Source organism: Pseudomonas sp. KH_040 (assembly GCF_057839305.1).
The window spans coordinates 5449292-5462902 of sequence record NZ_CM174487.1; the positions used below are offsets into that span (position 1 = coordinate 5449292).

Here is a 13611-nt window from a genome sequence, read left to right on the forward strand (position 1 = left end):
TCCTCCATCACTCCGACTCCATTATCAATAGTGGGCAATATGCGATAGCCGGGTAGTGCACTGCCCTTGCACCAATCGGTCATGCTCGGTTTTTGTTTCTCAAGGATGAAGAACGCATGACCTCCCCCGAACGACGTCTCCTGCCAAACGCAGCGGACAAAACTGCCCTCAAAGCGATTGCCACGACGATCGTGCAGACTTGCCCGAGTCTGCTCGACGCAGCCCGGCAAGTCGCCAACGAACTCCTGGCGGACAAAGGCCTGTCCGGCCTCGATCCCGACCGGGTTTACTTCCACCGTTTCAAAACGGCGCAGAGCAGCGCGCTGACCTTCACGGGTTGGGAACATTTGCTCGAAAAGCCTTACGAAACGCTCACCCTCACGCAGTTGGTGATCCATCGCTTTCGTGCGACTGATCAAGACAACGCAGACCTGCTTGGCCTTTACTGCGGCTTCTATTCGGATGGCCCGGAGGCGGAAAACTTCAATCAGAGCAATGAAGTACGGTTGCTTGGCAGCGATGTTCTGAAAGCGTTCTGGGACGTCGACTTCAGCGCGCGCTACACAGGTCAACTGACGACATTCTGGCAAACCTCGTCGGATAACTTCCGCGCCTTGGCAAAGTGCAACTTTCTCAGCCTGGCGGTGCAGGCGCTGCAACAAGGTGACCTTGACGGAACTGATTTCCAACGCGTCGTCGCCTCGGTTATCGGGCCCGTCACCTGGCCCGTCACCTTGCAAATGCTGCAAGCGCTACACCCGGTCGGTGCTGAAGTGCGGGCACTGGATCTCGATGGCCAGGTAGCCTCCAATGCGCTGCGTCTGGTGGAAGACAGTGGCAGGCAGACCCTTTACTTGCCAGGCGAAGCCCAGTCATTCCTCTTGATGGACAATGAAACGGATCTGCACTGGTGGATGCTTGAGCAGATGAATTCAGAGGACAAGCGCACGGCCTTTCTCAAGCATTTCCCGCTGGCTGAGCGCAATCACATGACCGAAAACCTCACCGACCTGATGAACCGTCTGGTGAGCACCTGGGGCCACAGCGATCACCGAATGATCAATCGCAGCAACGTCGCGATCAGCGGTGACGCATTCACTTGGTTGAGCGAGTCGACACGCACGAGCATGGTTGCCGAGGCGCATCTGGCGCTCACTTCCAACAGTGCCCTGCGCAAAAAACTCTGGATCGGTTATTTGAGTGCCGGTCTGAAAGTATTCGGTCCGATGGCAGCAGTGGGCTGGCCTGTGGCGTTGCCTTTGATTGGCGCGAGCATCGCGAACATGGGATTGAACATCGATCAGGCCATCAACGGCACTACGCCAACCGAACGCAAGGCCGGTGTTACTGGCGCAGTGCTCAACGCGATCGACATTGTGTTCAACATTCCGTTTCTGATCAGCACTGGCCCACAACTTGAAGTGGGCCCACAGGTGGAGTTTGCTGAAGCTGAAGAAATGCGCGGGTTGATCGAGCTCACTTCGCCTGAACCACCATTCTTGCCGCCTCGGGATCTACCGCCAGTCACGGCGGTTGATCCAGAGGCGGCCGTTGAGCTGGCAAACGAAATCCCCATCGAGACGACCCTCGCATCCAGCCAGCAGTTGGCCACGGCTGCTGCGCGCCAGGGTTCGTCTTTTCCAAAGACTCCTGCCAAATATCGATGCAACGAGTTACTGGCACAGCGTTCTGTAGAAGCAGCGCCAGGCAAATATGAGGGTATTTACCGCCTGGACAAGGAGCCGGGCCATGCCATCGAAATGGAGGGTGCCACGTACTACGTGCGCTACTTTGCCGACTCTGAAGACAGTGGCAACTGGGCCATTGTCAATCCCGAACGCCCCAATCAATTCGCGTACTCGTTACCCGTACGCTTCGGTAGTAGCGGCAAGTGGGAACGCATACCCGCGCTGCGTCTCAGGGGAGGAGGCCAATGCGTGGGCAAGGCGTGTTTCCTGGACACTGACCTGACCTCGTCCTCGGCCCCGGATCCGGCCACGCCGTCCGCGGAGCTTCCCCTCGTCGAACCGGTTTCACCGGTTGCGCGGCCGTTGCGCCTGGTTACTCCTCTCAACGACATCATCGGAATGGACTTGGCGAAAATGAAAAGATGGGCAATGAACTTGCCCGAGACTTCCGTCGAGCTTGCCAGTGCAAACCAGGGTAAATCATCAACTACCGATACGTATGCAGCCTATTTCCGCGACAGACGCACGTCCATGCTAAACGAGGCCAAAGAGTATTACTCAGAACTGAACTGGACCAACCTGCCCGCACGACCAGTCATCCCGCAAATCGACGCCGAGATGCAGGCCGCTGAGTTGATTGATCGCATCTTTGCCAATACCGATGGGCTGGTCGTCGGCGAAACACTTGATCGCATCGCCAGTATGCGTTTCATGATCGAAAACATGCCGACGTTTTCACGGCATATCCGCACACTATACGTACGTGGCTTGCTGAGTGATTTTGCCCAGGAAGATCTCAATGACTTTTACCGCTCGGGAGAGATGTCAGAGGATCTTCGAGGCTACTTGTCCAGCCTGGGTACCGACCCTGATGAACGATTCAACATCCTTGAACTGATCAAGGCTGCTCAGGCCAATGGCATCCGGCCCCATGGGCTTGAAGTCGCGCACAGTTACAAGTTGAAGGTACCGCTGACTTCGATCGAAGAGCAGATGATCCACGCCCGGCTCGCCAATCAAATCATGTGGGGTGACGATCTCCTCAACAAACCAGGGAAATGGGTTGCCCTGGTCGACGCAACGAACACCAATACCTTCAGAAATCTGCCAGGCATCAGCGAACTCAGAGGCGGCATCGGTTTACGGATCGAAGAAGTGGCGTCCACCGAAGTGGTGGACATCAGAGTCGACCCGGGACTGGAAGTCGCTCGAGGTCCGTTTGATAACGGGGCAACGACGCGCAACTCCTCCGACGTCTTATACGCTGATCTGCGCTTGCAGATCGCAGCACCTGTGCCGCAATGGACTGAGGCAACAGTGAACACACTGCTGAATCGCAACGGCATGTTCATGTTCGAGAAAACGCAAAATGCATACACACTCGTGCGTCGCGACAGTGCCAGCAATATTGTTCGAACAATGGTGAATCGCAGAAGGGACGGTCAGGTTTACATCTGGGCACAGACGATGCCGCGGATCAGCGGCATCATGTTCCGTGACCTCGGCGCGTTATCCCAGCGCTTGATAGAGATCGGCTTGACCCTGCAAAGTCGCTTGCCCAGCTGACTGTTTTCAGGGTATGAAACGAAAAAACCCTTGGCTTCAGGCCAAGGGTTTTTCGTTAATCAACCTGCAGCGGGATCACTCCCACTCAATGGTCGCCGGCGGCTTGCTCGACACGTCGTAAGTGACGCGGGAGATGCCTTCGATTTCATTGATGATGCGGCCGGAGACGGTTTCCAGCAGTTCGTAAGGCAGGTGAGCCCAACGCGCGGTCATGAAGTCGATGGTTTCCACGGCACGCAGGGCAACCACCCAAGCGTAACGACGGCCATCGCCAACAACGCCAACCGATTTCACTGGCTGGAACACCACGAACGCCTGGCTGACTTTGTGGTACCAGTCGGCTTTGCGCAGTTCTTCGATGAAGATGTGGTCGGCACGACGCAGCAGGTCGGCGTATTCCTTCTTCACTTCACCGAGGATGCGCACGCCCAGGCCCGGGCCCGGGAACGGGTGACGGTAGACCATGTCGTACGGCAGGCCCAGTTCCAGGCCCAGACGACGGACTTCGTCCTTGAACAGTTCGCGCAGTGGCTCGACCAGTTTCAGGTTCATCTCTTCCGGCAGGCCGCCCACATTGTGGTGCGACTTGATCACGTGGGCCTTGCCGCTTTTCGCGCCAGCCGACTCGATCACGTCCGGGTAGATGGTGCCCTGAGCGAGGTACTTGATGTTTTCCAGTTTGTTCGACTGGGCATCAAAGACGTCGATGAAGGTGCGACCGATGATTTTGCGCTTCTTCTCCGGGTCGGCTTCGCCGGCCAGGTTGTTGAGGAACTGCTCTTCAGCGTTGGCGCGGATCACTTTGACGCCCATGTTCTCGGCGAACATGGCCATCACTTGCTCGCCTTCGTGCAGACGCAGCAGGCCGTTGTCGACGAAGACGCAGGTCAGTTGGTCGCCGATGGCTTTGTGCAGCAGCGCAGCAACAACCGAGGAGTCAACGCCGCCGGACAGACCCAGCAGCACGTTGTCGGTGCCGACTTGTGCGCGGATGTTGGCGATGGCGTCTTCAGCGATCTTCGACGGCGTCCACAGGGCTTCACAGCCGCAGATGTCGAGGACGAAGCGCGACAGGATACGACCGCCCTGTTTGGTGTGGGTCACTTCCGGGTGGAACTGCACGCCGTAGTAGCCACGGTCGTCGTTGAACATACCGGCGATCGGGCAGCTTGGGGTGCTGGCGAGGATGTGGAAGTCTTGCGGCATCTTGGTGACCTTGTCACCGTGGCTCATCCACACGTCGAGGCCGAACAGGCCGTCAGCGTCGATGTGGTCTTCGATGCCGTCGAGCAGGCGGCTCTTGCCAACCACGTCAACGCGGGCGTAACCGAACTCACGCAGTTCGGAACCTTCAACCTTGCCGCCCAGTTGCTCGGCCATGGTCTGCATGCCGTAGCAGATACCGAAAACCGGTACGCCCAGGTCAAACACGGCCTGTGGGCAACGCGGGCTGTCGGCGACGTGCACGGACTCGGGGCCGCCGGCGAGGATGACGCCTTTAGGAGCGAATTCGCGGATCGCATCTTCGTCCATGTCGAACGGGTGCAGTTCGCAGTACACACCGATTTCACGCACGCGGCGGGCAATCAGTTGGGTGTATTGCGAACCGAAGTCGAGGATCAGGATGCGGTGAGCGTGAATATCGAGGGCCATGATTCAGTCTCGTTTAAGTCGTTCAGAAACAGTCGTGATTCAGAAACAACTCGGGGCTGAATCAAACAGCCCCGGTTGCTTACTTTATTGCTTGAAGGCTCAACCTACGCGGTAGTTTGGCGCTTCTTTGGTGATCTGCACGTCGTGAACGTGGGATTCGGCCATGCCAGCGCCGGTGATCCGCACGAATTCAGGCTTGGTGCGCATTTCTTCGATGTTGGCGCTGCCGGTGTAACCCATCGAGGAACGCAGACCGCCCATCAACTGGTGAATGATCGCGCTCAGGGTGCCTTTGTAAGGAACACGGCCTTCGATGCCTTCCGGAACGAGTTTCTCGGCGCCTGCCGAGGAGTCCTGGAAGTAACGGTCGGAGGAGCCTTGAGCCTGGGACATGGCGCCCAGCGAACCCATGCCGCGATACGCCTTGTACGAACGGCCCTGGAACAGTTCGATCTCGCCCGGCGCTTCTTCAGTACCGGCGAACATCGAGCCCATCATCACGCAGGAAGCACCGGCGACGATGGCCTTGGACAGGTCACCGGAGAAACGGATGCCGCCGTCGGCGATCAACGGAACGCCAGTGCCTTCAAGGGCAGCGGCAACGTTGGCGATAGCACTGATTTGTGGGACGCCGACACCGGCGACGATACGGGTGGTGCAGATCGAGCCAGGGCCGATACCGACCTTGACTGCGTCAGCGCCTGCTTCGGCCAGAGCCTTGGCAGCGGCGCCGGTGGCGATGTTGCCGCCGATCACCTGCACTTCAGGGAAGTTCTCTTTGACCCAGCGAACACGGTCGATCACGCCTTTGGAGTGACCGTGTGCGGTATCGACTACCACGACGTCCACACCAGCGTTGACCAGGGCTGCGACGCGGTCACCGGTGTCTTTACCGGTACCGACAGCAGCGCCCACGCGCAGACGACCTTGATCGTCCTTGCTGGCCAGCGGGTAGGCTTTGGCTTTTTCGATATCGTTGACGGTCATCATGCCTTTGAGGGCGAATTTGTCGTCGACGATCAGCACGCGCTCGATGCGGTGCTTGTGCAGCAGTTCGCGTGCTTCGTCCTTGCTCGCGCCTTCCTTGATCGTGACCAGACGCTCTTTGGGCGTCATCACTTCACGGACGGTGGCTTCCAGACGGCTTTCGAAACGTACGTCACGGGAAGTGACGATGCCGACCAGGTCGCCATCGTGCAGAACCGGAACGCCGGAAATGTTGTGCATGCGGGTCAATTCGAACAGATCACGAACCGTGGCATCAGCCTCGATGGTGATCGGATCCTTGACGACGCCGGCTTCGAACTTCTTGACCTTACGCACTTCGGCAGCTTGCTGCTCGATGGTCATGTTCTTGTGGATAATGCCGATGCCACCTTCCTGAGCCATGGCGATTGCCAGACGGGCTTCAGTGACGGTGTCCATTGCAGCAGAAACCAGAGGAATGTTCAGCTCGATGCCACGGGTAAGGCGGGTCTTGAGACTGACTTCGTTAGGAAGTACCTCGGAATAACCAGGCACTAAGAGAATGTCGTCGAATGTCAGAGCTTCTTGGCTGATACGCAGCATCGCGGGGGCTCCCGAGCGGGAAAATGGAAGCGCGCCATTATAGTCAGACACCCCCTGCTGTTCAATGTAAAACTCAGCTTAATATCAATGTTGCTGATGTACGGGAAATCCCCGCCCCTACAGCTCCACCTTGACCCAAGAGACAGGTTGATCGAGCCAATCGGCGAACTCATCGATAAAGCTTTGCTTGAAGCCCGCCTCCAGCCAGTTATTGAAGATGAAACCAAGGTTGGAGAACGCGCATTCCTGCAAAAACAGAAAACCGTTGATGTCATCTTCGTGCCCGCATTCCGGGCAAGTGAAGTTGTCGGTGCGGCCCGGGAACCAGTCTTCAAGGCTTTCGAACAGTGCTTCGCCGACTTCACGACGGCACTCGGCGCAACCAGCTTCTTCGAGGAAGCCCTTGGCCGGCGTGTAGATGCAGCGCTTGGTGACGATCTCCAGCCCGTTGATCGGCTCACCGAATGGCAAGGCTTGCGGGTGCAGGACCACAGCACGGGCGCCATCGGCAATCGCGTAAGCCATGCGGTTACCGGTGCGGCCACAGGTGGTCAGCTCTTCCTTGATGATGTTCTTGCGCACCAGCCAGCGCACGATCGCCCGCGCCCGGGGTTCGTGGACCGGCAGGGTGGAGATTTTCGGGACGATGATGCTTTGCGAATTCATGGTGCAGCCTGCGACGTCAAATGGAAATTCTGCGGTGCTCACTCCGCCGCCATCGCGGGCAAGCCCGCTCCCACAGGGATCTCGTTCGGTCACAAATGTTGTGTACACCAGAGAAACCTGTGGGAGCGGGCTTGCCCGCGATGGCGTCAGTGCGGCCGGCAGCTTAATCCCTGACGAAATCCGGTCAAGTGCTGAGGTAGCGTCCGATCAATGCGAGCCCGCTCGCCAGCACCAGCCACGTCACCAATCGCACAAACGCCTCGCGCGACAGGCGCATGGTCAATCGCCGCCCGATCCACAACCCCAGCGCCATGGCCGGCAACAGACACAGCGCCAGCATCAACAAGGGTAGCTCGGCATATACACCGGCGATAGCAAACAGGCTCAAACGCACCACCGTGCTGCAACTGATCAACGCACTTTGCGTAGCCCGCGCCGCATCCTTCGGCAGCCGACTATTCAGATAGATCGCATAAAGAAACCCGCCACTGCCAAACAGCGCCCCAAACAACCCGCCCACCGTCCCCATCGGCACCGCCCATGCCGCCGACAATTGCGTTGGCCGCGCCTTCACCCACAAGCTGTAAATCGCATAGGCGCTGATAAACAGCCCCATCAACAACAGCAATACATCGGATTTGAGGTTGAGCAGAAAAATCACCCCCAGCGTGCAACCGACTGCCATACACGGCAGCAGCCGCAGCAACTCGGGTTTGGCCACATCCCGCCGCGACGGCAGCAGATTGCCGAACGCCGCAACAAAATCCAGCAGCACCAGCAACGGCACGATTTTCGACAACGGCATGAACAGAATCAGAATCGGCCCCGCCACCAGCGCCGTGCCAAACCCGGCAATGCCGAACACGATATAGGCCAGGGCGATCCCCAGCCCGATCACCGCCCAGCCGCCGGTGCCCCATGTCCACTCACTCAACAACCCGGCCACGCTCATTGATCTGCTTCCTTAATAAGCCTGAGATGACTTTAGCCAGCGCCGAGGGTTGCGACTAATATCTTAAAAGTCGCTCACCCATCTCAAAAAGGCATGCCTGATGCTTTCAACCCGTCAACTGCGTTACTTCGTCGAAATCGCTGAGTGCGGCAGCTTCAGTTCGGCAGCCGAACGGTTGTTTGTTGCGCAATCGGCGCTGAGCCGGCAGATCAAGGACATGGAGACGCGGCTGCAAACACCACTGTTCGAACGAACCGCGCGCCAGCCTCGCCTGACAGCGGCAGGCGAGGCGTTTTTGCCGCGCGCCAGAAATCTGCTCAATGAGTTGAGCAAGGCCAGTGCCATGGCCACTGAAGTCGGTAACGGTCAGCTCGGCACATTGCGCCTCAGCCACTCCAGCACCGTGTCGATCAGCGGACGTTTGCTCGGTGAAATCGGTGCGTATCTGCAGCAACAGCCTGGCGTGTCACTGGATATCGGCAAGTTGTCTTCCGAGGCGCAACTGGAAGAGTTGGCCGAAGGACGCCTCGATATCGGCCTGCTGCGCCTGCCCGTGTTGCGCCAGCGCGAAGGTATTCAGATTGTCCCGCTGTTTACTGAACGGTTGCTGCTGGCGGTACCGATGGATCATCGATTGGCCGACGCTGAACGTGTCGATTTGGCACAACTGAAGGACGAAGCGTTCATCTCCATTCCGCACCCGCAACGCGGTGGCTTGAGTTACCTGTGTGCCGACCTGTGTATGCGTCAGGGTTTCTTCCCGAAAGCGGCGCGGGTGATGTCGCGCAAGACCACGCAATTGCAGTTGATCCAGGCCGGTTTCGGCATCGCCCTGCTGCCGGAATCGATGCAGGACATCGCCCCGAGCGGTGTACGCTTTCTGCCACTGGCCGATCCCGACTGCCACAGCACCGTCGCCCTCGCCTATCGACAGGATCCCACCCCGCTGATCCAACACTTTATCAAGGCGTTCACCAATCCCCTGTAGGAGCTGATGAGTGAAACGAGGCTGCGATCTTTTGATCTTGACCGCCAAAAGAAAGATCAAAAGATCGCAGCCTTCGGCAACTCCTACAGGGGATCGTGTATTGCATTGGAAATTAGCTTTAAACTGCGCCCCATGATTAAAGATCCCTTTGCAAGACTTGGCCTGGACCGTGAAGTCCTGACCGTCAGCCAACTCAACGGCCGCGCGCGGGTGTTGCTCGAAGACGTGTTCAGCAACATCTGGGTCGAAGGCGAAATTTCCAACCTCGCCCGCCCGGCGTCCGGTCACATCTACTTCACCCTCAAGGACAGCGGCGCGCAGGTGCGTTGCGCGCTGTTCCGGCAGAACGCCGCGCGAGTGCGTCAGGCATTGAAGGACGGCCTGGCGGTGAAGGTGCGTGGCAAGGTTTCGTTGTTTGAAGGCCGTGGCGACTATCAACTGATCCTCGACACCGTCGAACCGGCCGGTGACGGCGCGCTGCGCCTGGCTTTCGATGCGTTGAAGGAAAAGCTCAGCGCCGAAGGTCTGTTCAGTGCCGAACGCAAAGTGCCGCTGCCGGCGCATCCGCAGCGCATCGGTATCATCAGTTCACCCACTGGCGCGGTGATTCGCGACATCATCAGCGTGTTCCGCCGGCGTGCGCCGCAGGTGCAACTGACGCTGATTCCGACTGCCGTACAGGGCCGCGAAGCTACCGCGCAAATCGTCCGTGCGTTGAAAATGGCCGATGCCCGTGGCTTCGACGCGCTGATCCTCGCCCGTGGCGGCGGCTCGTTGGAGGACCTCTGGTGCTTCAACGAAGAAGCCGTGGCCCGCGCCGTCGATGCCTGCGTGACGCCAATTGTCAGCGCCGTCGGTCACGAAACCGATGTGTCGATCAGTGACTTTGTCGCTGACGTGCGCGCACCGACGCCGTCCGCCGCCGCTGAGTTGCTCGCGCCCGATTCCAGTCACTTGATCCGTCAGGTCGAAAGCCTGCATCGCCGCTTGGTGATGCGTATGCGCGATCGCTTGATGCGTGATCGCCTGCGCCTGGAAGGTATGGCCCGTCGCTTGCGTCATCCCGGCGAACGTCTGCGCCAGCAGGCTCAGCGTCTGGATGATCTGGACATGCGCATGCGCCGCGCTTTCGAGCGTCATCTCAACACTCGCCGCGAACGCTTGATCCGCCTGGAAACCCGCCTCGCCGGGCAACATCCGGGACGGCAACTGGCGATGTTGCGTCAGCGCCTCGACAGCCTCGCCGAACGTCTGCCCCGGGCCATGCGCGAAGGCCTGAAAAACCGTCGCCTGCAACTGCACAGCCAAATGCAGACGCTGCATGTGGTCAGCCCGCTGGCAACGCTCGGGCGTGGTTACAGCATTCTGCTGGATGAGCGCGGCCAGGCGATCCGCAACGCCGCGCAAACCCACACCGGCCAGCGTCTCAAAGCCAAACTCGGCGAAGGCGAACTGCAAGTGCGCGTCGAGGACAATCACCTGACGCCTGTCACCCTCTCTTTACTGGACTGATCAATGTCGCGTTTTCTGGCTCCACTGTTTCTGCTCTGCCTGACTTTCAATGCCCACGCTGACAGTTACATCACCCGGCTGCTGAACAAACCGGTGCCGGGTGGCGTGGCAGTGGTTGATCTCGGCTCAGCCGCGCAGGCACCGAAAGCCACGTATCAAGGCAAACCGGTGCTGGTGGTGAAAGAGCAGAACAACTGGCTGGCGATTGTCGGCGTGCCGTTGACTGTGAAGCCGGGCGCGCAACAGATCAGCAGCGGCGGGCGCAATCTGCCGTTCACCGTGGGCAACAAGAAATACCCGGAACAGCGCATCACCCTGAAGAACAAGCAGCAAGTCAATCCGGACCAGTCGAACCTCAAGCGTATCGAAGGTGAACTGGCCGAGCAGATCAAGGCCTACCGCAGCTTCAGCCCGAACACGCCGAGCAATCTGTTGCTGGACAAACCGGTCAACGGGCCGCTGTCGAGCAAGTTTGGCGTGCGTCGTTTCTTCAATGGTGAAGAGCGCAATCCGCATGCCGGCCTCGACTTCGCGGTGCCGGCGGGCACGCCGATCAAGACCCCGGCGGCGGGCAAGGTGATCCTCACCGGCAATTACTTCTTCAACGGCAACACAGTGTTTGTCGACCATGGGCAAGGCTTTATCAGCATGTTCTGCCACATGTCGAAGATTGATGTGAAGGTTGGCGATCAATTGGCGCGGGGCGCTGTGGTGGGCAAAGTTGGCATGACCGGCCGCGCGACCGGGCCGCACATGCACTGGAATGTCAGCCTGAATGATGCGCGGGTGGATCCGGCGATTTTCATTGGTGCGTTTCAACCTTAAAAAATAGAGCGAAGCTTAAGGCCTCATCGCGAGCAGGCTCACTCCTACATTGGACTGGTGTTGTGAACACGATCAACTGTAGGAGTGAGCCTGCTCGCGATGGCGGCTTATGCTGTATTCAAACACCCCTGAGACCCCATCACCCCCGATTGCGCCCCAATCAAACCTCGCGCAAATATCACAACGATCAGCGATCTCCAGCGCAATAAAATCCCGCCAAAACTCTCTTTCCGAGTATTCCTCTCAATTTTTTCCGACTGCTTGCCATCCTCTCCCCTCGCGGTTAGGGTTGAAGGCATGAAAACCTCTCACACCCTCATTCAGCTTCGCCAGCACCGCAGCCTGTGCCTTGTCAGCGCACGACTGCCAGGCTGAATCGCTGCGTCTCGTCCCACGCTTTTCCCAGAACATTCGTAACACCGGCAGGCCGCCTCTTTTCGGCCCAGACAATAAGGAATTTCCCGATGAGCATGCTCAAAGATCCGTCTTCGAAATACCGCGCGTTTCCTGTCATCAACCTGCCAGATCGCACCTGGCCGTCGAAAACCATCGACACCGCGCCGATCTGGTGCAGCTCCGACCTGCGCGACGGCAACCAGTCGCTGATCGAACCGATGGACGCGGTGAAGAAGCTGCGCTTCTGGAAAACCCTCGTGCAAGTCGGCGTGAAGGAAATCGAAGCGTCGTTCCCGGCCGCTTCGCAAACCGACTTCGACTTCGTGCGTACCCTGATCGAAGAAGGCCACATCCCGGACGACACCACCATTCAGGTGCTGACCCAGGGCCGTGAAGACTTGATCGAGCGCACCTTCGAATCGCTGCGCGGCGCGAAGAAAGCCATCGTTCACCTTTACAACGCCACTTCACCTTCTTTCCGTCGCATCGTCTTCAACCAGGACAAGGACGGCATCAAGGCCATCGCGGTGAACGCGGCCAAGCTGTTCGTCAAATACGCGGCGATGCAGCCGGACACCGAGTGGACCTTCGAATACTCGCCGGAAACTTTCAGCGCCACCGAGCTGGAATTCGCCAAGGAAGTCTGTGACGCGGTGATCGAGGTGTGGAACCCGACGCCTGAGCACAAGATGATCCTCAACCTGCCCGCCACCGTTGAGTGCGCAACCCCGAACGTCTATGCCGACCAGATCGAGTGGTTCGGCCGCAACATCAACCGTCGTGACAGCGTGATCATCAGCCTGCACACCCACAACGACCGTGGCACTGGCGTTGCGGCTACCGAACTGGGCCTGATGGCCGGCGCCGATCGCGTCGAAGGCTGCCTGTTCGGCAACGGCGAGCGTACCGGTAACGTCGACCTCGTCACCGTCGCACTGAACATGTACACCCAGGGTCTCGACCCGCAGCTGGACTTCTCCGACATCGACGGCGTGCGCAAAGTGGTCGAGGAGTGCAACCAGATTCAGGTTCACCCGCGTCACCCGTACGTTGGCGACCTGGTGCACACCGCGTTCTCCGGCTCGCACCAGGATGCGATCCGCAAGGGCTTCTCCCAGCAGAAACCAGACGCGCTTTGGGAAGTCCCGTACTTGCCGATCGACCCGGCCGATATCGGTCGCAGCTACGAGGCAGTGATTCGCGTCAACAGCCAATCGGGCAAGGGGGGCATCGCCTACTTGCTGGAGCAGGAATACGGCATCAGCCTGCCACGTCGCATGCAGATCGAATTCAGCCAGGTCGTGCAGCGTGAAACCGACCGTCTCGGTCTGGAGATGACCGCCAAGCAGATCCACTCGCTGTTGATCAGCGAATACCTGCAAGCCAACACCCCTTACGCGCTGGTCAGCCATCGCCTGCAGGAAGAAAACGGCAACAGCGCCGTCGAAGTGGAAGTGGCCAGCAAAGGTCAGGGCGAAACCAACCTGCACTGGCGCGGCAAAGGCAACGGTGCGCTGGAAGCACTGGTCGCCGGCCTGCCGATTCCGGTGGAGATCATGGACTACAACGAGCACGCCATCGGCGCGGGCACCAACGCCAAGGCAGCGGCGTACATCGAACTGCGTGTGAACGGCGAACGTGCAGTGCACGGCGTGGGTATCGATGAAAACATCACCACGGCCAGCTTCAAGGCGCTGTTCAGCGCGCTGAACCGTTCGCTGAGCCAGCCTGAGGCGAAAGCGGCGTAATTGACCGCTGAAATGCAAAAGGCCCCGGAGTGCGAACTCCGGGGCCTT

At 58.9% G+C, this 13611-nt stretch carries 9 protein-coding genes; 5 read left to right on the top strand and 4 right to left on the bottom strand.

Annotated elements, in window-relative coordinates; all coding sequences use genetic code 11:
• Positions 1-116: 116 nt before the first annotated feature.
• Positions 117-3254 carry a membrane-targeted effector domain-containing toxin gene (locus AC3IUF_RS24145; protein WP_489279520.1) on the top strand — a complete coding sequence of 1046 codons (3138 nt, stop codon included), beginning with the start codon at positions 117-119 and terminating at the stop codon, positions 3252-3254.
• 75 nt (positions 3255-3329) lie between these two features.
• On the opposite strand, the gene guaA is transcribed toward AC3IUF_RS24145, so the two are convergent.
• From guaA to AC3IUF_RS24165, 4 genes are all read right to left on the bottom strand, one after another.
• Positions 3330-4907, bottom strand: a complete 1578-nt coding sequence (gene guaA, locus AC3IUF_RS24150; RefSeq protein WP_064118940.1) for a glutamine-hydrolyzing GMP synthase — start codon at positions 4905-4907, stop codon at positions 3330-3332.
• Between the two features lie 99 nt (positions 4908-5006).
• Positions 5007-6476 (bottom strand): IMP dehydrogenase, encoded by a 1470-nt coding sequence (guaB, locus tag AC3IUF_RS24155; RefSeq protein ID WP_007916845.1) that lies wholly within the window; start codon positions 6474-6476, stop codon positions 5007-5009.
• 117 nt (positions 6477-6593) lie between these two features.
• Positions 6594-7142: a sugar ABC transporter ATPase gene (locus AC3IUF_RS24160; protein ID WP_038363001.1), complete on the bottom strand. Its 549-nt coding sequence runs from the start codon at positions 7140-7142 to the stop codon at positions 6594-6596.
• A gap of 184 nt (positions 7143-7326) precedes the next feature.
• Positions 7327-8094: a sulfite exporter TauE/SafE family protein gene (locus tag AC3IUF_RS24165; RefSeq protein ID WP_007916850.1), complete on the bottom strand. Its 768-nt coding sequence runs from the start codon at positions 8092-8094 to the stop codon at positions 7327-7329.
• Between the two features lie 100 nt (positions 8095-8194).
• On the opposite strand from AC3IUF_RS24165, the gene AC3IUF_RS24170 reads away from it, so the two are divergent.
• The 4 genes from AC3IUF_RS24170 to leuA all read left to right on the top strand — a co-directional run bounded on the left by AC3IUF_RS24170 (position 8195) and on the right by leuA (position 13563).
• On the top strand, positions 8195-9082 hold the full coding sequence (locus AC3IUF_RS24170) for a LysR family transcriptional regulator (RefSeq protein ID WP_463543640.1): 888 nt from the start codon (positions 8195-8197) through the stop codon (positions 9080-9082).
• A gap of 132 nt (positions 9083-9214) precedes the next feature.
• Positions 9215-10594, top strand: coding sequence for an exodeoxyribonuclease VII large subunit (gene xseA / locus AC3IUF_RS24175; protein WP_042704978.1), 1380 nt, complete (start codon positions 9215-9217; stop codon positions 10592-10594).
• A gap of 3 nt (positions 10595-10597) precedes the next feature.
• A complete protein-coding gene (locus AC3IUF_RS24180; protein ID WP_007916854.1) occupies positions 10598-11419 on the top strand; it encodes a M23 family metallopeptidase in 822 nt (273 codons plus the stop codon).
• Positions 11420-11883: 464 nt separating this feature from the next.
• Positions 11884-13563 carry a 2-isopropylmalate synthase gene (leuA, locus tag AC3IUF_RS24185; RefSeq protein WP_007916856.1) on the top strand — a complete coding sequence of 560 codons (1680 nt, stop codon included), beginning with the start codon at positions 11884-11886 and terminating at the stop codon, positions 13561-13563.
• Positions 13564-13611: the final 48 nt, after the last annotated feature.

What these genes read in the sequence shown, in the direction of transcription:
- AC3IUF_RS24180 (WP_007916854.1), top strand. Translation starts at nt 10,598, where the DNA reads ATGTCGCGTTTTCTGGCTCCACTGTTTCTGCTCTGCCTGACTTTCAAT.
- AC3IUF_RS24145 (WP_489279520.1), top strand. Translation starts at nt 117, where the DNA reads ATGACCTCCCCCGAACGACGTCTCCTGCCAAACGCAGCGGACAAAACT.
- AC3IUF_RS24165 (WP_007916850.1), bottom strand. Translation starts at nt 8,094, where the DNA reads ATGAGCGTGGCCGGGTTGTTGAGTGAGTGGACATGGGGCACCGGCGGC.
- guaB (WP_007916845.1), bottom strand. Translation starts at nt 6,476, where the DNA reads ATGCTGCGTATCAGCCAAGAAGCTCTGACATTCGACGACATTCTCTTA.
- xseA (WP_042704978.1), top strand. Translation starts at nt 9,215, where the DNA reads ATGATTAAAGATCCCTTTGCAAGACTTGGCCTGGACCGTGAAGTCCTG.
- guaA (WP_064118940.1), bottom strand. Translation starts at nt 4,907, where the DNA reads ATGGCCCTCGATATTCACGCTCACCGCATCCTGATCCTCGACTTCGGT.
- AC3IUF_RS24160 (WP_038363001.1), bottom strand. Translation starts at nt 7,142, where the DNA reads ATGAATTCGCAAAGCATCATCGTCCCGAAAATCTCCACCCTGCCGGTC.
- leuA (WP_007916856.1), top strand. Translation starts at nt 11,884, where the DNA reads ATGAGCATGCTCAAAGATCCGTCTTCGAAATACCGCGCGTTTCCTGTC.
- AC3IUF_RS24170 (WP_463543640.1), top strand. Translation starts at nt 8,195, where the DNA reads ATGCTTTCAACCCGTCAACTGCGTTACTTCGTCGAAATCGCTGAGTGC.